Origin of the sequence: Dyella sp. C9 (genome assembly GCF_003332825.1) — a bacterium.
Lineage (GTDB): Bacteria > Pseudomonadota > Gammaproteobacteria > Xanthomonadales > Rhodanobacteraceae > Dyella.
Genome location: NZ_QIRF01000017.1, coordinates 67,908 through 93,430, shown reverse-complemented (window position 1 = coordinate 93,430; position 25,523 = coordinate 67,908). Strand labels below are relative to the sequence as shown.

The 25,523-nt window shown below is 64.7% G+C and carries 23 protein-coding genes; 9 read left to right on the top strand and 14 right to left on the bottom strand.

Annotation, left to right across the window (positions count from 1 at the left end; all coding sequences use genetic code 11):
- The 5 genes from DVU99_RS16720 to DVU99_RS16700 all read right to left on the bottom strand — a co-directional run.
- A partial coding sequence (locus tag DVU99_RS16720) for a glycosyltransferase family 1 protein (protein WP_198670358.1) occupies window positions 1–982 on the bottom strand: 982 nt, incomplete at its 3' end.
- Between the two features lie 2 nt (window positions 983–984).
- Complete coding sequence (locus DVU99_RS16715; protein ID WP_114241366.1) at window positions 985–3,162, bottom strand: methyltransferase domain-containing protein; 2,178 nt, start codon at window positions 3,160–3,162, stop codon at window positions 985–987.
- Window positions 3,162–4,460 (bottom strand): ABC transporter ATP-binding protein, encoded by a 1,299-nt coding sequence (locus DVU99_RS16710; RefSeq protein WP_114241365.1) that lies wholly within the window; start codon window positions 4,458–4,460, stop codon window positions 3,162–3,164. The genes DVU99_RS16715 and DVU99_RS16710 overlap by 1 nt, the downstream gene beginning before the upstream one ends.
- Window positions 4,457–5,251, bottom strand: a complete 795-nt coding sequence (locus tag DVU99_RS16705) for an ABC transporter permease (protein ID WP_114241364.1) — start codon at window positions 5,249–5,251, stop codon at window positions 4,457–4,459. The genes DVU99_RS16710 and DVU99_RS16705 overlap by 4 nt, the downstream gene beginning before the upstream one ends.
- A gap of 70 nt (window positions 5,252–5,321) precedes the next feature.
- Window positions 5,322–6,488 carry a PLP-dependent aspartate aminotransferase family protein gene (locus DVU99_RS16700; RefSeq protein WP_114241363.1) on the bottom strand — a complete coding sequence of 389 codons (1,167 nt, stop codon included), beginning with the start codon at window positions 6,486–6,488 and terminating at the stop codon, window positions 5,322–5,324.
- Window positions 6,489–6,687: 199 nt separating this feature from the next.
- Here DVU99_RS16700 and rfbB point away from each other — a divergent pair, with 199 nt between their 5' ends.
- From rfbB to DVU99_RS16675, 5 genes are read left to right on the top strand one after another with little or no spacing between them, the layout of a single operon-like run.
- A complete protein-coding gene (gene rfbB / locus DVU99_RS16695) occupies window positions 6,688–7,758 on the top strand; it encodes a dTDP-glucose 4,6-dehydratase (RefSeq protein ID WP_114241362.1) in 1,071 nt (356 codons plus the stop codon).
- A complete protein-coding gene (gene rfbA, locus DVU99_RS16690; RefSeq protein WP_114241361.1) occupies window positions 7,755–8,642 on the top strand; it encodes a glucose-1-phosphate thymidylyltransferase RfbA in 888 nt (295 codons plus the stop codon). The genes rfbB and rfbA overlap by 4 nt, the downstream gene beginning before the upstream one ends.
- Window positions 8,639–9,196 (top strand): dTDP-4-dehydrorhamnose 3,5-epimerase, encoded by a 558-nt coding sequence (gene rfbC, locus DVU99_RS16685; protein ID WP_114241360.1) that lies wholly within the window; start codon window positions 8,639–8,641, stop codon window positions 9,194–9,196. Before rfbA ends, rfbC begins: the two co-directional genes overlap by 4 nt.
- Window positions 9,193–10,134: a dTDP-4-dehydrorhamnose reductase gene (gene rfbD / locus DVU99_RS16680; RefSeq protein ID WP_114241359.1), complete on the top strand. Its 942-nt coding sequence runs from the start codon at window positions 9,193–9,195 to the stop codon at window positions 10,132–10,134. The genes rfbC and rfbD overlap by 4 nt, the downstream gene beginning before the upstream one ends.
- Window positions 10,128–11,540: a mannose-1-phosphate guanylyltransferase/mannose-6-phosphate isomerase gene (locus tag DVU99_RS16675; RefSeq protein WP_114241358.1), complete on the top strand. Its 1,413-nt coding sequence runs from the start codon at window positions 10,128–10,130 to the stop codon at window positions 11,538–11,540. Before rfbD ends, DVU99_RS16675 begins: the two co-directional genes overlap by 7 nt.
- Window positions 11,541–11,632: 92 nt before the next feature.
- Here the strand turns inward: DVU99_RS16675 and glmS are convergent, their stop codons facing one another.
- The 5 genes from glmS to DVU99_RS16650 form a co-directional block, all read right to left on the bottom strand.
- Window positions 11,633–13,462, bottom strand: coding sequence for a glutamine--fructose-6-phosphate transaminase (isomerizing) (gene glmS / locus DVU99_RS16670; RefSeq protein ID WP_114241357.1), 1,830 nt, complete (start codon window positions 13,460–13,462; stop codon window positions 11,633–11,635).
- A gap of 137 nt (window positions 13,463–13,599) precedes the next feature.
- A complete protein-coding gene (locus DVU99_RS16665; protein WP_114241356.1) occupies window positions 13,600–14,970 on the bottom strand; it encodes a pyridoxal-phosphate dependent enzyme in 1,371 nt (456 codons plus the stop codon).
- A 162-nt stretch (window positions 14,971–15,132) separates the two neighbouring features.
- Window positions 15,133–15,360, bottom strand: coding sequence for a YdcH family protein (locus tag DVU99_RS16660; protein WP_074548679.1), 228 nt, complete (start codon window positions 15,358–15,360; stop codon window positions 15,133–15,135).
- A 416-nt stretch (window positions 15,361–15,776) separates the two neighbouring features.
- The gene (locus DVU99_RS16655; RefSeq protein ID WP_114241355.1) at window positions 15,777–16,406 is read right to left on the bottom strand and encodes a hypothetical protein; all 630 of its coding nucleotides are present in this window, start codon (window positions 16,404–16,406) and stop codon (window positions 15,777–15,779) included.
- On the bottom strand, window positions 16,403–16,993 hold the full coding sequence (locus tag DVU99_RS16650; protein ID WP_114241354.1) for a DUF4398 domain-containing protein: 591 nt from the start codon (window positions 16,991–16,993) through the stop codon (window positions 16,403–16,405). The genes DVU99_RS16655 and DVU99_RS16650 overlap by 4 nt, the downstream gene beginning before the upstream one ends.
- Before the next feature lie 110 nt (window positions 16,994–17,103).
- Between DVU99_RS16650 and DVU99_RS16645 the strand changes: the two genes are divergently transcribed.
- Window positions 17,104–18,192 carry a PilT/PilU family type 4a pilus ATPase gene (locus DVU99_RS16645; protein WP_198670362.1) on the top strand — a complete coding sequence of 363 codons (1,089 nt, stop codon included), beginning with the start codon at window positions 17,104–17,106 and terminating at the stop codon, window positions 18,190–18,192.
- Between the two features lie 9 nt (window positions 18,193–18,201).
- Here the strand turns inward: DVU99_RS16645 and DVU99_RS16640 are convergent, their stop codons facing one another.
- Window positions 18,202–18,591, bottom strand: coding sequence for a 2OG-Fe(II) oxygenase (locus tag DVU99_RS16640; protein WP_114241352.1), 390 nt, complete (start codon window positions 18,589–18,591; stop codon window positions 18,202–18,204).
- Window positions 18,591–19,256 (bottom strand): maleylacetoacetate isomerase, encoded by a 666-nt coding sequence (gene maiA / locus DVU99_RS16635; RefSeq protein WP_114241351.1) that lies wholly within the window; start codon window positions 19,254–19,256, stop codon window positions 18,591–18,593. Before maiA ends, DVU99_RS16640 begins: the two co-directional genes overlap by 1 nt.
- A 135-nt stretch (window positions 19,257–19,391) precedes the next feature.
- On the opposite strand from maiA, the gene DVU99_RS16630 reads away from it, so the two are divergent.
- Entirely contained in the window at window positions 19,392–20,570 is a 1,179-nt protein-coding gene (locus tag DVU99_RS16630) for a phosphoglycerate kinase (protein WP_114241350.1), read from the top strand.
- Entirely contained in the window at window positions 20,571–21,203 is a 633-nt protein-coding gene (locus DVU99_RS16625; RefSeq protein WP_114241349.1) for an HAD hydrolase-like protein, read from the top strand.
- 200 nt (window positions 21,204–21,403) lie between these two features.
- Here the strand turns inward: DVU99_RS16625 and tkt are convergent, their stop codons facing one another.
- Entirely contained in the window at window positions 21,404–23,407 is a 2,004-nt protein-coding gene (gene tkt, locus DVU99_RS16620; protein ID WP_114241348.1) for a transketolase, read from the bottom strand.
- A gap of 262 nt (window positions 23,408–23,669) precedes the next feature.
- Between tkt and DVU99_RS16615 the strand changes: the two genes are divergently transcribed.
- A complete protein-coding gene (locus DVU99_RS16615) occupies window positions 23,670–24,284 on the top strand; it encodes an outer membrane beta-barrel protein (RefSeq protein WP_114241347.1) in 615 nt (204 codons plus the stop codon).
- Between the two features lie 78 nt (window positions 24,285–24,362).
- Here DVU99_RS16615 and DVU99_RS16610 read toward each other — a convergent pair whose 3' ends face one another.
- Window positions 24,363–25,370, bottom strand: coding sequence for a class I fructose-bisphosphate aldolase (locus DVU99_RS16610; RefSeq protein WP_114241346.1), 1,008 nt, complete (start codon window positions 25,368–25,370; stop codon window positions 24,363–24,365).
- Window positions 25,371–25,523: the final 153 nt, after the last annotated feature.

Sequence of the window (25,523 nt, the reverse complement as noted above, 5' to 3'; positions counted from 1 at the left end):
TCGCTTCCAGCGCAGGCAGACCAAAGCCCTCCTGCAGCGACGGGAAGGCGTAGAGACGGCAATCGCTGTAGAGCGCGACCAGGTCCTCATCCGATACGTAGCCGCTGAAGAAGCACTGGCTCTCGCTCAGCCCAACCTCCTTGCGCAACGCTTCGAACTGCTCGCGCTGTTCCGGCGGCGGCAGCGCGCCTACGATCAGCAACTGGTGTGTCGCCAGCAACTCGGTGGGCAGCGCCGCATAGGCGCGAATGAGGTGGGTAATGTTCTTGCGCGGATCAAACCCGCCCGCGTACATGACATAGGGGCGATCGATGCCAAAGCGGTGATGCAACCGCCGGCGCTCCAATTCGTCCATCCGCAGCGGACGGAAATTTGAATCACATGCCGCACGGATGTTGATGATGCGGTCCGGTGCAAAATCGAGAAGCTCTATGCCTTCCATCCTGGTAAAGGCGGAATTCGCGAACAGCAACTCGGCCCGCTTGATCTGCGCAATCTTGCGCATGTACCACTCGCGAACCTCCGGCTTGGTGAGGTAGGCGTCCGCATGCACCAGCGGGATCAGGTCGTGCAGGGTCACCGCCGTAGGCAAGCCTTCGCTTCGCGTACCGACCACGCCCACCACGTCACTGCCAAGACCCTCAAACAACGAACCGATGTGCACGAAATCAGGACGATATTCGCGCATCGCCTGGCGCAGCAGCTCGCCGGCCAGCAGACTGCGTTGCGGGCCGCCACACGGATCCTCAGCAACCGGTGACGTAGAGGCCCAGCAGCGAATGCGTTCCGGGGGCAGCAGCCCGTCAAAGGCCGAGCGTACCGGCCCGATCGAGTCGGGCAAGGCGCTGTTGAGTGCGAGCACGCACTCGTGCTGACCTGACGTGCGCACCATGGCGCGACTCAGTGCGAGCGAAAAGCGACCTATGCCCCTGTGCCTGCTTTCCGGGGACTGGTACGCCTGAAGATCGATGACCAAGCGCAACGTCAGTCTCCCTTGTCCGACTTCCGCCCCTTCAGGCCATGCTGAAGTTGGTCGTGAATCCATTGCGAGCCCGCAGACAATTCCTTGTTCTGGACCGGAGCCGGCACATCCCCGCTCGAGCGGGCGTGCGCGGTAATGGATTCATGCAGGCGCGCTTTCAACGTGGGGAAGGGAGCACAGATAACCGCAGCGATACGGCGCCCCCAGGCATGCAAAACCATCTTGTGCCAAACCGGCCGCACTACCTTCGCTAATGCAGAGCGCCCCTTTCGTAGAATGTTTGCCATATACCTCAACGGTTTGGTGATACGGAAAGACAGGCTGTTGCGCAGCACCTCCAGCTCCTGGAGCGCGCGCAGGCGTTCCTGCTCGTGCACCAACCAGCGCTCCTGCTGCCTGCCAAACTCAGCGGTGGCTTGTTCCAGACTGTGGCGCAACCCGAGCACTTCGCCCGACAGTCGTTCCAGTTCGGCATCCGCCTTCCGGCGAGTGGCGCCGAAATCGGTGTTCCACCGGCTATTCAACCAGGCCACCGTGGAATCCAGCACGTCGTGCCGCCCGGTGAGATGGGCCAGGTCAGTGCGCAGCGAATTCAGCGCCACGTCGGCGCTCTTGTTCAACGATGCCACAGCACCATCCAGCGCTTCGTGGCGACTGACCAAGCCACCCAGGTTCGCGTCCAGAAGTGCCAGCTTGTCGGTCAGCTGTGGCCACTCCTGTCGCCATTGGCTGACATGAAACTGTTGGTCGCGGACCTGCTGGCCCAGGGCACTGACGTGCCTCTCAATTGCACCCATCCACAATTCATGGGCGGTGAACGTGTTGGCGCCCGCCTCCGCGGCCACACTCAGCTGGGCGTAGCTGTCGGACAGCGCGCGAAACGACCACTCGCTGCGGGGGCTGGCCCACAAAGCTCCCAGCCAGCTGGCGTAGGGCTCGGGCAGGTTGAACGGACTGATGAACAGCGGCACGACGTACGGTGCCGTCGCAGTCACCCTATGCGAGACCACCTCGTGGACGAAAATAAAGAACGTGAGGAAAAGGTCGTCCGGCCAATTGTCCAGCGTCGGCTCGCGACTGATCGCACCATAATCGATCAATTGCGCCGAACCGTCGGCCAGCAGCAAGGTGTTCCAGACGCGCACGTCGTGGTGTTGGCAGCCATGGCGCTCCAGCGCAGCCAATTGCGCCAGGACATCGCCGACAACACGGTGCGCATCGTATTCGCCGCGCTGGGTGATGACATCCAGCAGGAGGTCGCCTTCGACGGTACCGCGTACCAACCAGCCCTCGTCGCCGCTCTCGCCCACCGATTCCAGCGACGGCCAGATGCCGGCGAGCTCCGGCGGCGGGTCACCGAGCGCATCGATCTCTCTCTGCCATTCCGTGCGGTTGTAGTCGCCGCGCGGGCCATCGAAGCGAAGCAACTTCGCCATTTTGCCGCCGCCGAAGAAATATCGGCGGGTGAGCTGGTGCGTGCCGCGTGCCAGGGCGTGGGGATCCGCATCGCAGCGACCGAAGGCCTGGAGGTTGCCGCCCAAGTACCAGTAGTGGTTGCTGGCCACGTACAGCGGCCGCTGGATATCCGACAGGTGCGTCGGGAAGCGTGCAATCTCGTGCACGAAGGAGAAGCCCCGCAGCAGGTCCCGCGAGTCCTTCGGCTGCGAAGGCGCCCAATACAACGGCTCACCCGACTGCGCCAGCTCGAAGACGCCCAGCGTCGCGCAGGCCGCGAGCCGATCCAACCACTGCTGGACGCGCGGCAATCCATGTTCGTGCACTACGTGATGGAACACGCTCAACCCGAATACCAGGTCGAAACTATCTTCCTCCAGCTGGCCGATGAAATCCTCAAGCCGGGCGTGCTCGAAACGAACCGACCATCCGGGATGCTCCGCCGCCAGCGCAGAGCACACCTCGACGTTGGCTGCGAGGAAGTCCACCCCGACCACTGTCGCACCCCGCGCAGCCAGCGAGAGGCTGATGTAACCTTGCGCGCAACCGAGATCAAGCACGCGCACGGGCCGCTGCAACTGTGCGCACAGCGCGTCATGCAGCGCGTTGAGATAGTGCAGGCGATCCTCACAGCCACGCGACACATGCTGCGCCAGCTCCGGGTGGCCGTAGATCGGCTGGTAAATCTCCGGCAGCGCGGCCACCTTGTCGTTCAATGCATTCATCAGGCGCCTCCCTGGCCGGACGACGAGAAGCGTGCACCCAGATCGATGATGCCCGAACCCCTCCGTGGATTATCAGTGGTCACCATGATGGCATCGTAGCGGCGATCCAGCGGAAGCAGATCTCCCTCGCCACGCTCTTCGGACACGCCCACGGAAATCAGATAGGCACCGGCGTTGAAATGCCAAGGGAACTCGAAGTTGGCCACCACCGACGAACCCGCCGGATACACGCCCTTGGCCTCGTCGGACTCGCTCAGGTGCGAGTTGGTGCCGTAGAGGAACACGCCGTCATGCGACTTGATCAGCAAGCCGAAGACAGGCCGTGCGACCTCGCGCTCGAACAGCACGCGGTAGCTCAGCCTGCAGGTCTGCCCCGACTGCAGCAGCGGCGGAAATTCCTGGCCGTCGCTGACCAGCCGGTAGTCGATGATGCGGGCACCGCTGTCACCCCAGCGATATTCCTCCGCACGATAGAACGGCCGCGTGTGGAAACGCTCCTCCACGTCCGGATCGAACTCGCCAGCGGCTGCCGTGCTCGCGCCATCGACTTTGGCCGCCTTGTCGCTGCTGCTTCCGAACAGGTCATCCAGATACGCGTTGCCCACGTCGCGCGAGGGACCATCCATGTAAATGGTGTGGTCCCGGATGTAGATGCAGCGCTGGCAATGCTTGGTCACGTCGGTCACGGCATGCGACACGTAGAGCAGCGTGGTACCGGTTTCCTTCAGCTCTCCGATGCGCTTGAAGCATTTCGCCTGGAAGGACAGGTCGCCCACTGACATGGCTTCGTCAATGATCAGCAGGTCCGGCCGAAACGCCGTCGCGGCGGCAAAAGCCACGCGCATCTGCATGCCACTGGAATACGCACGCATCGGCTGGTCAAAGTATTCGTCGATGCCGGCGAATTCCTCGATGCCGGGCATCGCGGCGAGAATGTCCTCGCGGGCATAGCCCATGAGGCCGCATGCGTGCATCACGTTCTCGCGTGCGGTGAATTCCAGGTTGAAGCCCATACCCAGCTCAAGGATGGCCGTGACACGCCCGTTGACCTGCAGCGTTCCGCAGCTTGGCTCCAGCGTGCCGGCAATCATCTTCAGCAAGGTGCTTTTGCCGGCACCGTTGCGACCGAGGATTCCGATCGACTCGCCCGCGCGCACCGTGAGGTTGACGTTGCGCAGGATCCAGTGATCGGCAAAGCCACCCTTCTTGCCGAACCAACCGGCAAAACGATTCCACTGCGAGCGGTAGGAGCGGTAACTCTTGCCCAGGCCTTCGAGATTGACGATGGACCCACTCATAGGACATCCGCCATTTCGCGACTGGCGCGACGGAACAGGACCAGGGCAAATCCAAGCAGGACGCAGGCGGCCGCTGCCACCTGCAGGATGTGCCCCCAGGGCGGCACGGTGTTGAACAGCAGGGCATTCTGGAAGCCGCGCACGATGCCTGACATCGGGTTCAGGTAGATCAGCGGACGAATGCTGGCCGGCAGGATCTCGGGCGAATACACGATCGGGGTAAACCAGAACATGATCTGCAGAAGAATCGGCACGACCTGGCCGATATCACGCACGAAGACGTTGAGCGTGCCAAGAATCAACCCGACGCCAAGGCCGAGCACCAGCGTAACCGCCACGAGCGGGACCACCCACAGCACGTTGATGCCCGGATAACGGCCAAAGATGCCCATGATCAGCAGAGTGGCCACGAACAGCAGCGCGCAGTTCACCAGTGCCACGCCCGAAGTGATCAACGGCAGGCAGATCTTTGGGAAGCGCACCTTTTTCATCGTGTTGGCGTTGTCGATGAAGATGGAGGTGCAGCGAACAAGCAGCTCGCTGAAAAGCGACCATCCCAGCGTACCGCCGAGCAGATAGATCGAATAGGCGAGCTTGTCGTCGACGCCGGGAAGCCGGGCCGACATCACATCGGAAAGAATCAGCGCGTAGATGGCAGCCTGGGCCAGCGGATGAATGATCATCCACAAGGCGCCCAGCCGGCTACGCGCAAAACGCGCGCGAAATTCCACGCGTATGGATGAAAGAATGAAATGGCGATAGGTCCAGATCGCCAGCCACATGCTCTTCATTAATGCCCTACCCTGACGAAACTTTCTGCAAACACCTAAGGTGCAGTTGGCTCATTCATGAATTGAGCAATCACCCCAGCGCGGCAACAAGCTCTCTCTGCAGATCCTGCACATCCTCGACACCCACCGACAGCCGGATCAGACCATCGCTGATCCCCAGCCGCTTGCGGTTCGCCGGTGGCACGGAGGCATGAGTCATGATGGCGGGGTGCTCGATCAGGCTTTCGACGCCACCCAACGATTCGGCGAGCGCGAACAGCTCGCAACGCTCGAGCGCCCGGCGTGCCTTTTTCAGGCCACCCTTGAGCTCCGCACTGATAATGCCACCGAAGCCATCCATCTGGCGTCGCGCCAGCGCATGCTGAGGATGGCTCTTCAGGCCAGGGTAAATGACCCGCTCGATGGCGGGATGCTGCTCGAGCCAACGGGCGAGTTCCAGCGCGCTTTCGCAATGCGCCCGCATGCGCAGGTGCAGGGTCTTGAGGCCTCGCATGGCCAGGAAGGCATCGAAAGGACCGGAGACGGCGCCGACGGAGTTTTGCAGGAAGGCCATCTGCTCGGCCAGTTCCTTGTTGCCCGCCACCACCACGCCCCCCACCATGTCCGAATGGCCATTGAGGTACTTGGTGGCCGAATGGAGCACGAGGTCCGCCCCATATTCCAGCGGACGCTGGAGCATGGGCGAGCAGAACGTGTTGTCCACCACCAGGATCAGACCATGCTTCTTGGCGAACGCGGCCACCTTGGCCAGGTCCACCAGCTTGAGCATCGGATTGGTGGGGGTCTCGGCCCAGATCATGCGGGTATTGGGCTTCAATGCGGCCTTCAGGGCCTGCATGTCGTTCAGGTCGACGAAGCTGAAATCCAGCCCGGCCGAACGGCGGCGTACCCGCTCGAAAAGGCGGTAGGTGCCACCGTACAGGTCGTCCATGGCGATGACATGGCTACCCGAGTCGAGCAGGTCCAGCACGGTCGCTGCCGCCGCCAGGCCCGAGCCAAAGGCGAATCCGGCCACGCCACCCTCGAGCGCGGCGACGCAGGCTTCATAGGCCATGCGGGTGGGGTTTTGCGTGCGCGAGTACTCATAGCCCTTGTGCTTGCCCGGGCTGCTCTGAACGTAGGTCGAGGTCGCGTAAATCGGCGTCATGATGGCGCCGGTGGTGGGGTCAGGCTGCTGCCCGGCATGTATGGCCAAGGTGCCCAGGCCCAGCTTTTCCCGCTTCCCAGTCGTCTTCATTCAGTGTGCTCACGGCCCCGCAGGGGCCTCGAAGGTTTGGAGGATCCCCCATCTTAACCTCTGCCCGGCGGATTTCGGATTGGCCGCGTCCGGGATCGTTCACGAAACCGGACATTGCCCGCCCGATCTGCTTGGTCGTTCAGCCGGCAACAGGCATTATAAGGGCTTGCAGACCATCACTTAACACGACAGGGAAATCATGGATCAGCGTTCTTCGCCCCCCAAGACCCTACTCGTGACGGGCGGCGCTGGTTTCATCGGAGGCAATTTCGTCCTGTCGGCGGTGTCCGATGGCCTGCGCGTGGTGAACCTGGACAAGCTCACCTACGCCGGCAACCTCGAAACGCTCGCCGCACTCAGGAACCACCCGCAGCACAGCTTCGTGCAAGGTGACATTGGCGACAGGGCCGCGGTGCAAGCGCTGCTGCGCGAATTCCGCCCCGATGCCATCATCAATTTCGCAGCCGAGTCCCACGTGGACCGCTCCATCGAGGGGCCTGCCGCATTCGTGCAGACGAACGTCACCGGCACGCTGGGCCTGCTGGAGTGCGCCCGCGATTACTGGCGCTCCCTGGAAGGGGAAGCCCGCGCCGGTTTCCGGTTCCTGCACGTGTCCACGGATGAGGTCTACGGTTCATTGAGCGACCAAGGCGCGTTTACCGAACGCACGCCATACGCACCCAATTCACCGTACGCGGCGTCCAAGGCCGCCTCCGATCACCTGGTCCGTGCATTCCATCACACCTATGGCTTACCGACGCTCACGACCAACTGCTCGAACAACTACGGCCCCTTCCAGTTCCCCGAAAAGCTGATTCCGCTGGTCATCCAGAAGGCACTGTCGGGAGATGCGGTGCCCGTGTATGGGGAAGGTCTGAACGTGCGCGACTGGCTCTTCGTGGGCGATCACTGCAAGGCTATCTATCGCGTTCTTGCTGCCGGCCGGGTGGGTGAAACCTATAATGTCGGCGGTAACGCCGAGCGCCGCAACATCGACGTGGTACGCAGCATCTGCACGCTGCTGGACCAGCGCAGCCCGCTGCCCGGCGGCGCCTCGCGCGAATCGCTGATCACCTTCGTCAAAGATCGTCCTGGCCACGACTGGCGTTATGCCATCGACGCCAGCAAGCTGCACGGCGAACTGGGCTGGAGTCCTTCGGAGACATTCGAAAGCGGCATCGCCACAACGGTGGACTGGTACCTATCCAACCAACCATGGGTGAGCCGGGTATTGGACGGCAGCTACCGGCTGGAAAGGATCGGCGCATGAGCAACCGCAAAGGCATCATCCTCGCCGGCGGCGCGGGCACCCGGCTGCACCCGATTACCCAGGCCGTGAGCAAGCAGTTGTTGCCCGTCTACGACAAGCCGATGGTGTATTACCCGCTGGCTACGCTGATGCTGGCCGGCATCCGCGACATCCTGATGATCAATACGCCGCACGAGCAGGTCTTGTTCCAGCAGTTGCTGAAGGACGGCTCGCAGTGGGGTGTGCGCATCCAGTACGCCATCCAGCCTTCGCCCGATGGCTTGGCGCAGGCATTCCTGATCGGCAAGGACTTCCTCGCCGGCTCGCCCAGTTGCCTGGTGCTGGGCGACAACATTTTCTATGGCGTAGGGCTCACCGAGCGGTTGCGGCGTGCCTCGTCACAACAGGACGGCGCCACGGTGTTCGGCTACTGGGTGAAGGATCCCGAGCGCTATGGCGTGGCCGAATTCGATGCCAACGGCCACGTGGTAGGCATCGAGGAAAAACCCGCCAAACCCAGGTCCAACTACGCCATCACCGGCCTGTACTTCTACGACGGGCGCGCACCCGAGCTGGCCGAAACACTGTCACCCTCCGCGCGCGGCGAGCTGGAGATCACCGACCTCAATCGCCTCTACCTGGAACAGGGCAATCTGCGGCTGGAGCAGCTGGGCCGGGGCTTTGCGTGGCTGGACACGGGCACGCACGACTCACTGATCGAGGCGAGCAATTACATCCAGACCATAGAGAACCGCCAGGGGCTCAAAGTGTGCTGTCCCGAAGAAATCGCCTATCAAAACGGCTGGATCAGTGCCGAGCAGGTTCGCCAGCAGGCGCAGGCCCTGGCCAAGACCGGCTACGGCCGTTATCTCGCGGCCCTGATAGCGCAGGATAGCCAGCCATGAAGGTAACCGAGACCTCGCTTCCCGGCGTACTCGTGATCGAACCCCGCGTATTCGATGACGCGCGCGGGTGCTTCTACGAGAGTTACCACGCCGCCCGATTCGAGGAAGCAGGCATTCGTTCCCTCTTCGTGCAGACCAATGTGTCACGTTCATCACGAGGCGTGCTGCGCGGGCTGCACTACCAGTGGCCCCACCCGCAGGGCAAGCTCGTCAGCGTGCTCGAGGGCGAGGTTTACGACGTGGCCGTGGATGTCCGTCGCGGCTCGCCGACGTTCGGCCAGTGGACCGCCGTGGTGCTCAGCGCACAGAACCATCGCCACCTGTGGGTGCCTGAAGGCTATGCCCACGGTTTCTGCGTGGTTTCCGACGCGGCCACGCTGAGCTACCAGTGCACCGAGCTCTACGATCCCGCCGCCGATGCCTGCGCGCGCTGGAATGATGCGGCGCTTGCCATCGACTGGCCGGTCACTGCCCCACTGCTCTCTGCCAAGGACGAGCGAGCGCCGGAACTGGCCGAGATCGAGCCCGACCGCCTGCCGCCGTACACGCCATGACCATGCTCGTACTTGGCGCTGGGGGGCAGCTCGGTCGCTCCTTCCTGGCGCATTCGTCATTGGCGGCCCTGGACCACGTCGTTGCAGCCACTCGTGACGGTCAACTGGACGGCCGTCGCGTGGAAACGGTAGACATGGCCGACGGCGCCTCGCTGCGCGCCGTGCTCGATCGCGTCTCGCCGTCGCTGATCATCAATGCGGCGGCCTATACCGCCGTCGATCGCGCGGAGAGCGAGGAGTCGCTCGCCGCCCGCATCAACGGGGAAGCCCCCGGCATCATCGGCGACTGGGCAGCGCGACACGACGCGCTGGTCGTGCATTTCTCCACCGACTATGTGTTTGACGGCGCCCTGACCAGGCCTTATCGCGTCGACGACGCGCCCAACCCGATCAGCGCGTACGGTCGCAGCAAGCTGGCCGGCGAACGCGCCCTGGCCGCCACGGGCGCCCCGCACTTCATCTTCCGAACTGCCTGGGTGTATGCCGCCCAGGGCAACAACTTCCTGCGCAGCATGCTGCGACTGGCCGAGGAGCGGACCGAACTGCGCATCGTCAACGACCAGTTCGGCTCCCCTACCTGCACCTCGCTGCTGGTGGAAGCCACCCTGGCCGCCATCGACCGGTGGCGCCGCACCCCCGTACCGGGGCGCGGCGAGCTGGAAGGGACGTATCATGTCGTCTCCAGCGGCATCACGACATGGCATGATTTCGCCACCTTGATTTTCCAGAAGGCACGGGCCACCGGATTGCTGAAAACCGTGCCCACGGTTATACCGATTGGAACAGGGGACTACCCCGCCGCAGCCAGGCGGCCTGCCTGGTCGGTACTGGACAACACAACCTTCTGTCAGCGCTTTGACTTTGCCATGCCCGATTGGCGCGACGGATTGGAAGAAACCATCAACAAGCTTTACGCAGAGGCAAACAGATCATGCTGATTCCCCTGATCCTCAGCGGCGGTAGCGGCACCCGCCTGTGGCCTATTTCCCGCAAGAATCTGCCCAAGCAGTTCTTGCCACTGAGTGGCGAAGGCACGCTGTTCCAACAGACCGTGGCCCGTACGGAGCGCCTGCCGGACGTGGCTGCCCCCATCGTGGTGGCCAGCGACGACCATCGCTTCCTGGTGGCCGACCAGTTGCTGGAATCATTGGTGGACGGTGCCACCATCATCCTCGAACCGATGGCCCGGAATACGGCCCCCGCCATTGCGCTGGGCGCGCTGCAGGCAGTGGCCAAGGACCCGGACGCCATCCTGCTGGTACTGCCGGCCGATCACCTCATCGGCGACACCGAGAGCTTCGTTTCCGCGGTGGAGCAGGCCCTGCCTGCAGCGCACGAGGGCTGGCTGGTGACCTTCGGCATCCGCCCCAGTCGCCCGGAAACGGGCTTTGGCTACATTCGTCGCGCCGAAGCCATCAACGGCACGGCCTTCCGCGTCGAGCGCTTCGTCGAGAAGCCGAACCTCGAAACGGCGCAGAGCTATGTCGACGACGGCGGCTACGACTGGAACTCCGGCATGTTCCTGTTCAAGGCTGCGCGTTACCTGGAGGAACTGCAGGCACACGCACCGGCCATGTTCGATGCGGTCAAGGCTGTTTTCGCCACCGCCAAGGGTGACCTGGATTTCGTTCGCTTCGACGCTGAAGCATTTGCCAAGGTGCCTGACGACTCCATCGACTATGCGGTGATGGAAAAGACCAAGCGTGCCGCCGTGGTGCCGGTGAGCTGCGAATGGAGCGACATCGGCTCGTGGGCGGCGCTGTGGCTGGCCGGCAACAGGGACGAAAGTGGCAACCTGCGCGAAGGCGATACCATCACCGTCAACACGCGCAATACGCTGGTGCGCTCGCACGATCGCCACCTGGTGGCTACCGTGGGCCTGGACGACGTCATCGTGGTCACCACTCCGGACGCCACCTTGGTAGCCCACCGCGATGCCGCCCAGGACGTCAAGCGCGTGGTGGACGAACTCAAGGCCTCCGGACGCAGCGAACACTCGCTGCACCGCGCCGTGCGCCGCCCCTGGGGCAGCTATGACTCCATCGAGGCAGGCGATCGCTTCCAGGTCAAGCGCATCGTGGTGAAGCCGGGCGCCGCGCTGAGTCTGCAGAAGCACCACCATCGCGCGGAGCACTGGATCGTGGTGTCGGGTACGGCGGAAGTGACCTGTGACGACCGCGTGTTCCTGCTCACCGAAAACCAGAGCACCTTCATCCCACTGGGGAGCGTGCATCGCCTGCGCAACCCGGGCAAGGTCGCGCTCGAGCTGATCGAAGTTCAATCGGGCAGCTACCTGGGCGAAGACGACATCGTCCGCCTGGAGGATGTTTACGGCCGCTCGTGACACCAAGGTGCCGCACAACAAAAAAGCCGCGCGAAAGCGCGGCTTTTTTGTTGGATACGCGCCCCGAAGGGGCTGCGGTATCGATGGCCCTCTTACTCCACCGTCACCGATTTCGCCAGGTTGCGCGGCTGGTCCACGTCGGTGCCGCGCAGCACGGCCACGTGGTAGGCGAGCAGTTGCAAGGGAACGGTGAACACCGCGGGTGCGATGAAATCGCCGCCGCCATTGATGCGCAGCGTGGCCCCACGCGCACTGTTGCCTTCAAGGCAAGCCTCGCCGTCGGCGAACACCAGCAGCTCACCGCCGCGCGCGCGCACTTCCTGCAGGTTGGACTTGAGCTTGTCGAGCAGAGGGCCGCTCGGCGCCACCGCGATCACCGGCATGTCCTCGTCCACCAGCGCCAGCGGGCCGTGCTTGAGCTCGCCGGCCGGGTAGGCCTCGGCGTGGATATAGGAGATTTCCTTGAGCTTGAGCGAACCTTCCAGCGCCACCGGATACTGCGCGCCGCGACCCAGGAACAGCGCATGCTGGCGATGGATCAGGTGCGCGGCCAGTTCGATCACCTGTGGCTCGAGCTTCAGCGCGTCCTCGATCGCACGCGGCAGGTGCAGCAGCTGGCTGCACAGGTCCTCGTAGCGGACCTTGTCCAACCCGCGCTGCTGGGCCAGATGCAGGGTCAGCAGGGCCAGCGCGGTGAGCTGGGTGGTGAACGCCTTGGTGGAGGCCACGCCAATTTCCGGGCCGGCACGCGTCATCAGCTTGAGATCGGCCTCGCGCACCACCGACGACTCGGGCACGTTGCAGATGGCCAGCGTGCCGAGGTAGCCACGGCGACGCGATTCGCGCATCGCCGCCAGCGTGTCGGCGGTTTCGCCGGACTGCGAGATCGCCACGAACAGCGTGCCTTCCGGCACCACCGCTTCACGATAGCGGTACTCGCTGGCCACCTCCACGCTCACCGGCAGGCGGGCGTGTTCCTCGATCCAGTACTTGGCCACCATGCCGGCGTGATAGCTGGTGCCGCAGGCGATGATGTGCAGCCCACGCGTACGCGCCAGCAGGTCGTCGCCATCCACCCCGAAGATGTTCGGCAACACGCCGTGCGGGCCGATGCGTGCCTCAAGCGTCGCCGCCACCGCATTGGGCTGCTCGAAGATTTCCTTCTGCATGTAGTGGCGGAATTCGCCGCGCTCCACCGCGTCGGCGGAAAGCTCGCTCTCATGCATGGCGCGCTGCACGCGCTCGCCGTCGAGATTGAAGATCTCCACGCCGTCGCGGGTGATCTCGGCGACATCGTCCTCGTCGAGATAAATGATCTTGTTGGTGACCTGGATCAGCGCCTGCGCATCCGAACCCAGGAAATGCTCGCCAATGCCCACGCCCACCAGCAGCGGCGCACCGTGACGGGCACCGATCACCCGTCCCGGTTCCTTGCTGCTGATCACGGCGATCGCATAGGCACCTTCCAGCTCGCGCACGGTGGCCAGCACCGCTTCGCGCAGGCCCATGCCCGACTCCACGTGTTCGTTGATCAGCGCCGCCATCACCTCGGTGTCAGTTTCGGAGGTGAACTCGTGGCCGCGCGCCTGCAGGTCCGCGCGCAGGCTGGCGTAGTTCTCGATGATGCCGTTGTGCACCAGGGCGACGCTGCCGGCCATGTGCGGGTGTGCGTTTGCCTCGTTGGGCACGCCATGGGTAGCCCAACGCGTATGGGCAATCCCGGTGCCACCGGGGAACGGATGGGACAGGTACAGCCCCTCCATCTCGCGCACCTTGCCCTTGGCCCGCACGCGCTGGATGACACCCTGGTCGAGCACCGCAAGGCCAGCCGAGTCGTAGCCGCGGTATTCGAGCGCCTTGAGGCCGGCAATCAGCAGGGGCGCGACATCACGCTGGGCGGCAGCGGCAACGATTCCACACATGAGCTGTTACTCCTTCGAAACAGGTGCGATCCATCCGGTCGCGGAGTGCGACTGTGTCGATACCTGATTTCAACAAACTTTCGTGGTGGGCGGAGGGCGGTCCGATGGCCCATCCTGGACCGCTCCATCCACCGGATTCAATGCACCTTGCGGCGTAGATAGTTCAGCAGGTCGATGCGGGTGATCAGGCCGAGGAATTGTTCCCCATCGACCACGATGGCCACGTGCCCCCGCTCGAACACCGGCAACAGCGACTCGATCGGCGAGCGCACGTCGAGCATCTGCAGGTTGGTGATCATGGCGGTGGACACCGCATCACGGAACTTCGACTCATCGGCATGCACGTGCATCAACACGTCGGATTCGTCGAGGATGCCGACCAGGCGACTGCCATCCATCACCGGCAGCTGGGAGACGTCGTAGAGCTTCATGCGCGTGTATGCCGTCATCAGCAACTCGCCCGGTCCCACCACCACCGTGTCGCGCTGGGCGAACGGGCGCAGCAGCAGGTCGCGCAGGTCGCCGTGCCGCTCGCGCTCAATGAAGCCGTTGTCGAGCATCCAGTAGTCGTTGTACATCTTCGAGAGGTACTTGTTGCCGGTGTCGCACACCAGGCTCACCACGCGCTTGGGCGTCGTCTGCTCGCGGCAGTAGCGCAGCGCGGCGGCCAACAGCGTACCGGTGGAGGATCCACCGAGGATGCCCTCCTTGGCCAGCAGCTCGCGTGCCGCCAGGAAGCTCTCCTTGTCGGGGATCGCGTAGGCCTTCTTCACGCGCGTGAAGTCGCTGATGCTGGGCAGGAAGTCCTCACCGATGCCTTCCACCATCCAACTGCCGGACTTGGCCGAGAGCGTGCCCTCGTTGATGTACTGCGCGAGGATCGAACCGACCGGATCGGCCAGCACGAATTCGGTCTGCGGCGAGTGCTCGGCAAAGAACTTGGACAGTCCGCTCAGCGTGCCCGACGAGCCGCAGCCGACCACGATGGCGTCGACCTTGCCATCCAGCTGCTCGAGGATCTCGGGGCCGGTGGTGGCGATGTGCGCAGCCGGGTTGTCCGGGTTGCCGAACTGGTTGATGAAGTAGGCATTGGGCGTTTCGCGCGCGATGCGCTCGGCCATGTCCTGGTAGTACTCCGGGTGGCCCTTGGCCACGTCCGAACGGGTCAGCACGACTTCTGCGCCCATGGCCTTGAGGTTGAAGATTTTCTCGCGGCTCATCTTGTCGGGCACCACCAGGATCAGGCGATAGCCCTTCTGCTGCGCCACCAGGGCCAGGCCCAGGCCGGTATTGCCGGCGGTGCCCTCCACCAGGGTGTCGCCCGGGCGGATCTTGCCGGCCTTCTCGGCGCCTTCGATCATCGACAGGCCGATGCGGTCCTTGATCGAGCCGCCCGGATTGGCGCTTTCCAGCTTGAGGAACAACTCACACGGTCCGACGTCCAGTCGCTGCGCGCGTACCATCGGGGTACGTCCGATCAGTTCGAGGACACTCTGGTGGACCGACATGGGGACTCCTTGCAATAGGCCCGGCTGCATCGCTGCAGCCGGAAGGGACGCCGATCATAACCCGACGACCCTGACGCCTCCCCCTCCCCAAACGACAGCGGCCCCGGAAACCCTCCCTGGGCGGGAGGTACCGGGGCCGCGTTCATGCGAAACCTCGCAGGTTCAGTTGATGCGGTGCGCTCGGGTGTCCCACATGCGCTGGAGACGCTCCTTGGCATGGAGTTTCTCCTTCTTCATGCCCGACAACGTCATGTCGTCGATGGGAAGTACACCAATCTCGGCGTCGTGCACCTTGCTGTCGAGCTCCTGATGGTGCTGGTACAGCCGACGAAACTCCGCGTCGGCTTTCATCAAGGCTTCGACATCATCACGCTGCTGGTTTTCAAACATGTTCGAACCTCCTCTGGAGAGAACGGCGGGACCTGGGAGGGGTACCCGCTGACGTTGAACACGCACACACCCACGGCCCACGCCGGATGACCGGTCATGGAGCGCGTTTGAAGGGGAAGGATGAATGCATGATTCAGGTCGGTGGTCCAGGCGGCGGAGATGCCCCCTGGAGAACCGACGCTACTCCCCGACCGAGGGTCATGCAAGCGTCACAAAAGGCCTGGGACGCACCTCGTCGATCACGCTGAACAAGCTGCCCCAGCAGTCTTTTGCACGATGGCAACAACGGCTTTTCGCAACGTGAACGAATGCGCCGCCAGCCCGCGTCGCCACCGTGGTCGCGCCCGCAATGACGAAGGCCGGCAGGTGTGCCCTGCCGGCCTTCGGTGCATGGCCTGAGACAACCGGAAGCGGGATTACTTGCCGGTGTCCTTGGACGCGTCGCTCGCGGCGCCGCTGTCGCCCTGCTGCATCTGCGAACGCATCAGCTTGGCGGCCTGCGCCGCCAGCTCAGCCTGCTTCTTGGCGGCGTTGGCCACCTTCGCCTGGGCCGCCGCCAGTTTCTTGGCCTGGGCTGCCTCGGCCTGCGCCTGGGCCGTGGCCTCGGCGCCGGCCGCGGCCTGGCGTGCGGCCTCCTCCTGCGCCATCTGGTACTGCAGGCGCTGGCGCTCCAGTTCCTGGCGGGCCAGGTCCGCCTCGCGGCGGCTGCCGTCGAGCTGGATCTGGTCGTGTTCGCGGTCCAGCTTGTTCACCTGCAGCTGGGCGTCCTGCAGCTGTGCGGTGGCGCGGGCCAGGTCGACCCGGCGCTCGGCCATGTACAGGGCGTGGGCGCGGTCACGCGAGCGGGCCTGGGACAGCTGGTTCACGGCATCACGGGCACGCGCCTGTTCGGCCTGGGCATAGCCGCCCAGCACCGGGTCACCGGCGAGCTGGTCCAGGCTGTTGTTCAGCCGCGCTACGTCCATGTCTTCCTTGGCGGCATGGGCCGCACCTGCGGCCGCGACGGCCAGGAACAGCGCCGAAAGTCGAAGAGTCAGAGATTTCATGGGTGGCCTCCCTGGTCGGTGTTCGACTGGGGAACGGTCTGGTCAGTGTTCTGGGGAATGGTCTGGAAGCCCTGCCCCTGCGGGATCGGCGCGCCCAGCGAAGAGCTGGAGGGTGCCGGCATGTCGGTGGTCTGCTGCTGGTTTGGCAGGCCGGCGTTTTGCGACTGGTCCTGCTGTTGCTGCTCGGCCAGCGACTGGTCGATCTGGTCGCGCAACTGCTGGTGGGCGGCCGTCTTGCTCTGGAGCTGGGCCCGGGCGGCGGCCAGGCGGGCCTTGGCACGGGCCAGCTCGGCATCGGCACGGGCCTCGTCTGCCAGCACGGCCGCATCGTCGTACTTGCGGCTGGCCATGGCGTTCTGGGCCTGCTGGAACTTGCTCTGGGCAAAGCCCAGGTCAACCGGGTCGTAGTCGGCGGCACCCGCGTCACGGGCGGCCTGGAGCTGGACCTGGGCCTGGTTCATGGCATTGTCCGGCGGCGGCGTGGTGGCGCAGCCGGACAGCGCCAGCGTGAACGCCAGCGTCAGGGTGGAAACCGCCGTACGGCCGGCCCTGCGGCGGCCCGACAGCGGGGAAAAGATGTGCACCATCACTCAGTCCTCTCGGAGTGTCGCAGCGTATTGTGGGCGGGCATAATCGACTTTAGCAATGCGCGCGAAATTAGGGGATTCGAGTGGACATTGGTTATTTCCTCAAGCTAATGGTTGACAAGGGCGCGTCGGATATGTTCCTGACGACGGGCGCCCCTGTGAACATCAAGGTCGAGGGCAAGCTTTATCCGCTGGGCAACACCGGCCTGCCGAGCGGCATGGTCAAGAAAATCGCCTATTCGCTGATGGACGAGGGCCAGGTACCGCAGTTCGAGCGCGACCTGGAGCTGAACATGGCGCTGGCGGTGAAGGAAGCCGGCCGCTTCCGCATCAACGTGTTCAAGCAGCGCGGCGAAGTGGGCATGGTGATCCGCGCCATCAAGAGCGAGATCCCGAGCATCGACCAGCTGCAGCTGCCCAGCATCTTCCGCGAGCTGATCATGGAGCCGCGCGGGCTGATCCTGGTGGTCGGCGCCACCGGCTCGGGCAAGTCGACCACCCTGGCGGCAATGATCGACCACCGCAACCAGAACTCCTCGGGCCACATCCTCACCATCGAGGACCCGATCGAGTACCTGCACCGCCACAAGAAGTCGATCGTGAACCAGCGCGAGGTCGGCCTGGACACGCACAGCTACCACGAGGCCCTGCGCAACGCGATGCGCGAGGCGCCCGACGTGATCATGATCGGCGAGATCCGCGACACCGACACCATGGAGGCGGCCATCGCCTTCTCCGAAACCGGCCACCTGTGCCTGGCCACCCTGCACTCCAACAATGCCGACCAGACGCTGGAGCGCATCCTCAACTTCTTCCCCGAATCGGCGCACAAGAACGTGCTGATGAATCTCGCGCTCAACCTGCGCGCGGTGATCAGCCAGCGCCTGGTGGTGGGCAAGGATGGCCGCCGCCTGCCGGCGACCGAGGTGCTGCTGAACACACCGCTGATCCGCGACATGATCCGCCGCGGCCAAGTGCACGACATCAAGGAAGCGATGGACCGCAGCCTGCAGGAAGGCATGCAGACGTTCGACCAGTCGCTGTACCGCCTCTACAAGGAAGGCCGCATCGAGCTGGACGAGGCGCTCAACAAGGCGGACTCGCGCGACGGCCTGGCGCTCAAGGTGCGCCTGTCCGAGGGCGGCAATGCGGAAAGCGTGGAACTGGCAGGCAACGATCCGTACGGGCTGGGCTTCTGACCCGGCCCCTCAGGCGGCGGGGCGCGTTCCGGCGCTCCGTGCGCCACGCACCCAGCCAAAGCTCAACACCCAGCGGGTGCCTTCCTCGATCGTCGTGACGCTGTGTTCTTCCAGGTCCGGGCGGAACAGCTTGATGCGCCGGCTGGCATGCATGGGGCGCGCACAGACGAACTCGCCGCCCCGGCGCGCAGGCCACAGGATGAGGTTGAGGCGGTAATGCCGCCCGCGCTCCACCTTGTCGGTATGCGCAGGCACCGAGGTGCCGGTGGGGAAACGCAACAGATAGCAGTCGCAAGGCAGCGGCCAATAGGTTCCGCCGAGCAGCAGCTTGTCGTAGCCACTGCCCTGGCGCCCCCGCTGCCAACGCCACAACCGCTCCCAAAGGCCCGTCGAGGCCATCAGGCCACCGGCGCGTCGGCCTGCGCCTCCGGTGCCGCGCGCTGGAACGCTTCCAGCGCCTGGCAGGCCTCATGGATGCGGAGGATGGTGGGGTACTCCTCCATCGGCAGCTTCCAGCGCAACGCGTTGTAGACCTGCGGTACCAGGCAGGCATCAGCCATGCCTGGCGTGTCACCATGGCAGAAGCGGCCAGTGGCCACGTGGCCGGCCAGCATGGTTTCCAGCGCGTGCAGGCCCAGGCTGATCCAGTGCCGCGACCACACCCCCTTGGCGGCGGCGTCTGCGCCGAACTGGCTGACTAGGTGCTGCAGCACGCGCAGGTTGCCCAGCGGATGGATGTCGCAGGCCACCACCTGCGACAGCGCCCGCACCCGGGCCCGCCCCGCCGCATCGGGCGGCAGCAGCGGCACCTGCGGCCGTGTCTCGTCCAGGTACTCCAGGATCGCCATCGACTGGGTGAACACCCGCCCCTGGTCCACCAGGCAGGGCACCAGCTCCTGCGGGTTGAGGGCCTGGAAATCCGGCGCATGCTGCTCGCCGCCGTTGTTGACCAGGTGCACCGGCCGCGATTCGTAGGCCAGCCCCTTCAGGTTCAGCGCGATGCGCACCCGATAGGCGGCGCTGGAGCGCCAATAGCCGTACAGCACCAGATCCTGCTGCTCCATGGGGTGTCCTCGCGCGGAAATACCGGGCACCTAGGATACCTGCCATGCGGTTTGCATCGCTGCGGACCGGGCGGGACAATAGGCGGTTCGTGCCACCGGCACCCATTCACCGAATCCAAGCAAGGGAGTTCCGCCGTGTCCGTTACCCGCATGAGCGATCTTGATCTGCGCGGCAAGCGCGTGCTGATCCGCGAAGACCTGAACGTGCCGATCGAGAACGGCCACATCACCTCCACCCAGCGCCTGGACGCCTCCCTGCCGACCATCAAGGCCGCCCGCGACGCCGGCGCCAAGGTGATGGTGCTGTCGCACCTGGGCCGCCCCAAGGAGGGCCAGTTCGACGCCGAATCCTCGTTGGCCCCGGTGGCCAAGTGGCTGGGCGACAAGCTCGGCCAGCCGGTGCGCCTGGTCGCCGACTACCTCGACGGCGTCGAGGTGGCGGACGGCGAAGTGGTGGTGCTGGAGAACTGCCGCATGAACGTGGGCGAAGGCAAGGACGACGAGGCGCTGTCGAAGAAGTACGCCGCCCTGTGCGACATCTTCGTGATGGACGCCTTCGGCACCGCGCACCGTGCCCAGGCCTCCACCCATGGCGTGATCAAGTACGCCCCGATCGCCGCCGCCGGCCCGCTGCTGTCCGCCGAACTGGACGCGCTCGGCAAGGCGCTGGAGCAGCCGGCGCACCCGCTGCTGGCCATCGTCGCCGGCTCCAAGGTCTCCACCAAGCTCACCCTGCTGGAAAACCTGATCGGCAAGGTCGACCAGCTGATCGTCGGTGGCGGCATCGCCAACACCTTCATTGCCGCCATGGGCTACCCCGTCGGCAACTCGCTGTACGAGCCGGACCTCATCCCGGCCGCCAAGAAGGTCAGCGCCGACGCCAAGCGCCGCCATGCCGACGTGCCGCTGCCGGTCGACGTGGTGGTGGCGCCGGAGTTCTCCGCGCACGCCCCGGCCACCGTGAAGGCGGTCGACGAGGTGAAGGACGGCGAGATGATCCTGGACATCGGCCCCGAGACCGCCCGCCGCTACGCCGAGCTGATCGCCAAGGCCGGCACCGTGGTATGGAACGGCCCGGTCGGCGTGTTCGAGTTCGACGCCTTCGGCCATGGCACCGAGACGCTGGCGCGCGCCATCGCGGCCTCCCCGGCGTTCTCCATCGCCGGCGGCGGCGACACCCTGGCGGCGGTGGACAAGTACGGTATCGCCGATGACGTGTCCTACATCTCCACCGGCGGCGGCGCCTTCCTCGAATTCCTCGAGGGCAAGGAGCTTCCGGCCGTGGCGGCCCTCAAGGCGCGCGCAGGTCACTGAATGCTCTGCCTGTTCGACCTCGACGGCACCCTGATCGATTCCGAGCTGGGCATCCTCGGCTGCGTCCGTCATGCGCTGACGCAGCTGGGCGTGGCGCACCCGGCCGAGATGCGCCACTGGATCGGCCCGCCGCTGCGCCACAGCTTCGCGCCGCTGCTGGATCATGACCACGACCGCATCGAACAGGCGGTGGAGTACTACCACCAGCGCTTCCATACCATCGGTTGGCGCGAGCACACGATCTATCCGGGCATCGAGCCGATGATCGACCGGCTGCAGGCGGCCGGCCACACGCTGGCCGTGGTCACGAGCAAGCCCGAGCGCCATGCCCGCCCGATCATCGAGCACCTGCCGTTTGGCAACGCGTTTACCCGCCTGTACGGCCCGGATCCATCGAGTCCGCACAGCGAAAAAGCCTCGATGATCGCCGCCGCGCTGCAGGATTTCGGCGCCCGTCCGGAAGACACGGCGATGATCGGCGATCGCCACTTCGACATCGACGGCGCGCTGGCGAACCGCGTACGCGGCGTCGGCGTGCTGTGGGGCTTTGGCAGCCGGGCCGAACTCGAAAAGGCCGGCGCACACGCCATCGCCCGTGATCCGGATCATCTGACGGAGTTGCTGGTGGCGTGATGCCATCCCGTCGCAGGGGTACGCCCTGCGCACGACCGTGGCATCACGGCCTTCTCGCTACCTGGGCTTTTCGCGCGCAGGCTGCGCTTCTGGCAAAGACAAGAGCAAAAAAACGCCGCGACGATCGCGGCGTTTTTTTGGTTCCAGGGCGAACAGCTTGCGCTCTCGCCCCCTCCCCGCAGGGAGAGGGATCAGGGCGTTCAGCCGATCACACGCTTCACGGCGTCGACCACGTGCGGCACGGTAAAGCCGAAGTAGTCGAACAGCTTCGGCGCCGGCGCCGAGGCACCGAAGCTGTTCATGCCGATCACCTCGCCGTCCAGGCCCACGTACTTGCGCCAGAAGTCGGCCGTCGCCGCTTCCACCGCCACGCGTGCGCGGCACCAGCCCGGCAGGATGGCTTCGCGGTATTCCAGCGGCTGCGCGTCGAACACTTCCGTGCACGGCATCGACACCACGCGCACCGGCACGCCCTGCTGTGCGAGCGTGCGGGCCGCTTCCATGGCCAGCTCCACTTCCGAGCCGGTGGCGATCAGGATGGCCTTGAACTTGGTGTCCTGCGGATCGGACAGCACGTAGCCGCCACGGGTGATGTCGGCCACCTGCTGCGCACTGCGCTGCTGGTGCCTGAGGTTCTGGCGCGAGAACACCAGGCACGCCGGGTTGCCCTTGCGCTCGATGGCGACCTTCCACGACACGGCGGTTTCCACCGCGTCGCATGGGCGCCACACCTGGTTGTTCGGGATGTAGCGCAGCGAGGCAAGGTGCTCCACCGGCTGGTGGGTCGGACCGTCCTCGCCCAGGCCGATCGAATCGTGGGTGTAGACGTGGATGGCATGCGCAGGAATCAGCGCGCTCATGCGCACCGCATTGCGGGCGTAATCGGAGAACACCAGGAAGGTGGCGTCATACGGAACGAAGCCGCCATGCAGGGCCAGGCCGTTGGCGATGGCGCTCATGCCGAACTCGCGCACGCCGTAATAGACGTAGTTGCCCTTCGGGTCATGGCCGTTGCCGGCGTCGACGCTGCCCTTCCACTTGGTGAGGTTGGAACCGGCCAGGTCCGCCGAACCGCCGATCAGCTCCGGCAGCAGCGGGCCGTAGGCGTCCAGGGTCATCTGCGAGGCCTTGCGCGAGGCCACTTCCGGGCCCTCCGCCTGGAGCTTCTCGACATAGGCCTGCGACTTGGCGGCCCAGTCGGACGGCAGCTCGCCGGAGACGCGGCGATTGAACTCGGCCGCCAGTTCCGGGAACGCGGCGGAGTACTTCGCCACGGCGTCGTGCCACTTCTGCTCGCGTTCGGCGCCCGCCTTCTTGTGATCCCAGCCGGCATAGATCTCGGCCGGAATCACGAACGGCTCGTGGCGCCAGTCCAGTTCGTCGCGCGCACCGGCGACTTCGTCCTTGCCCAGCGCGGCGCCGTGGCTCTCTTCCTTGCCCTGCTTGTGCGGCGCGCCGAAGCCGATGATGGTGCGCGCGCAGATCAGCGTGGGCTTCTCCGACTGGCTGGTGGCCTCGGTGATGGCCTTCTTGATGGCCTCGGCGTCATGACCGTCGACGCCGCGGATCACGTTCCAGCCGTAGGCCTCGAAACGCTCCGGGGTGTTGTCGGTGAACCAGCCGTGCACTTCGCCGTCGATCGAGATGCCGTTGTCGTCGTAGATCGCGACCAGCTTGCCCAGCTTCCAGGTACCCGCCAGCGAGGCGACTTCGTGCGAGATGCCTTCCATCAGGCAGCCATCGCCCAGGAACACATAGGTGTGATGGTTGACGATCTCATGGCCCGGACGGTTGAAGTGGTCGGCCAGCACCTTCTCGGCCAGCGCGAAACCGACGGCGTTGGCCAGACCCTGGCCCAGCGGGCCGGTGGTGGTTTCCACGCCTGGGGTTTCGCTGGCTTCCGGATGGCCGGCGGTCTTGGAGTGCAGCTGGCGGAATTGCTTGAGCTGGTCCATCGGCAGGTCATAGCCGGTCAGGTGCAGCAGCGCGTACTGCAGCATTGAGCCGTGGCCATTGGAGAGCACGAACCGGTCGCGATTGAACCACTTGGGGTTGCTCGGGTTGTGCTGGAGGAAATCGTTCCACAGCACCTCGGCGATATCCGCCATGCCCATGGGCATGCCCGGGTGGCCACTGTTGGCCTTCTCCACGGCGTCCATGGCGAGGGCGCGCACGGCGTTGGCGAGTTCGCGGCGGGTTGTCATTGCGAGGGGTCTCCGGGGGCTGGCGGCAGTAAAACGCCTATTGTCGCCGATCCTTACGCCCCGTGTCGCCCAATCCGTGCGGCGTTCGCCGGCTGGCCCTTGCGATGAATTAACCGACCCTTAATCCTGTACTAACAAGTATTGAAACTCTTTGGCCAGCTCCCCATCTAAGGATCAGCACCGTTACAAGCAGGTGCACAGACCGTGGTTTTCCGAACCCCCGGCCCCCGGTCTGGACCCATAAGACGAAGAGGACTACCCCATGAAGAACACCATTCTTGCTCTTGCTCTCGCGACCGCTGGCGTTATGGCCGTACCGGCCGCTTTTGCCCAGGACGCGGGTCAGACCGCCCAGCAGGGCTGGTACGTTGGCGCCAACGCTGGTTACGGCCAGGTAAACAAGGGCCCCTATGACAACGGCGACTTCGCCGGTGGCGTGAAGGGCGGCTACCGTTTCGCCATCAACCCTGAGACTTCGCTGGGTATGGAGGTGGGTTATGTGTACCTGGGTCGCTCCAGCGCCCGTGGCCTGTACACCCAGAACTATGCCAACTACACCGGCAGCAATGGCGAATCCAAGCTGCAGGGTGCGACGGCCGGCTTGAACCTGCGCTACAACTTCAGCCCCAGCTGGTACGGTGAAGTCCGTGGCGGTGCATTCTTCGCCAAGGGTTCGGGCCTGACCAACGACAAGACCAACCCGCAGAACGTCAACTTCAACAGCACCCGCTACTACGCTGGCGTGGGCGCTGGCTACAACATCACCCCGAAGTGGAGCGTGGGCCTGAACTGGGACTACTACGACGGCAGCCAGAGCGACAAGAACATCCACCTGCCGACCAACCTGTACAGCGTCAGCGCAGAATACCGCTTCTGATACGGGTCTCCGGAACAGGGAAACAAAACGGGCGCCGCGAGGCGCCCGTTTCTTTTGGCCGATTGTTAGCGGAAAGCCTTACTTGGCGTTCCACTGGCCCAGCGCAGCCAGGCCATTGTCCTTGGCACGCGCCAGCACGGTCTTCTGTGCTTCGACGTAGTTGGCCTTCATGTCCTTCGCCCACAGCTTGAGGGCGGCCTGCTGCATGGCGCGGCCGTAGGAGAAGCTCAGCGGCCACGGGTGCGGACCCATGCGGTTCATCGCATTGAGATGAGCGGTGGACTGCTCGTCGGTCTGGCCGCCGGAGAGGAACACGATGCCCGGCAGGGTCGCCGGCACGGTGGTCTTGAGCACGCGCACGGTGGCTTCGGCGACTTCCTCGACCTCGGCCTGCTCGTCCGCTTCCTTGCCCGGGATGACCATGCTGACCTTCAGGATGGTGCCTTCCAGCAAGACGTTCTGCTCGTACAGCGCGTTGAACAGGCTGCGCAGCACGGCTTCGTGCACTTCGTAGCTGACTTCGATGCTGTGGTCGCCGTCCATGATGACTTCCGGCTCGACCATCGGCACCAGGCCGGCTTCCTGGCACAGCGCGGCGTAGCGGGCCAGCGCGTGGCAGTTGGCCTCGATGGCGGTGGAGGACGGGTTGTCCTCGGAGATGTTGATCACGGCGCGCCACTTGGCGAACTGGGCGCCCAGCTTCACGTATTCCTGCAGGCGCTCGCGCAGGCCGTCGAGGCCCTCGGTCACCACGTCGCCGGGGAAGCCGGCCAGCGGCACCGGACCCTTGTCCACCTTGATGCCCGGGATGATGCCGTTCTTCTTCATCACCTGGGTGAACGGCACGCCGTCCTTGGTCGACTGACGAATGGTTTCGTCGTACAGGATCGCGCCGGAGATGTGCTCGTTGAGGCCGGGCGCGGTGAGCAGCAGCTCACGGTAGGCGCGGCGGTTCTCCTCGGTGTTCTCGATGCCAACGGCCTCGAAACGCTTCTTGATGGTGTTGGTCGACTCGTCGATGGCGATGATGCCCTTGCCGGGCGCGACCATCGCCAGGGCGACGCTTTCGAGATCTTCGATGCTCATGACAACTCCGGATACTTAGGCGGTGTGGGCCGCACAAGGTGGTGCCGCCCCAAGGGGCAGCCAGGCTGAAAGGCCGCGATTATAGGCCATAAGCCATCCAGGGGTCCGGAGCACCCCTGAACGGCCCGGAAGCCGGCCCGCAGGCCGGCCTGG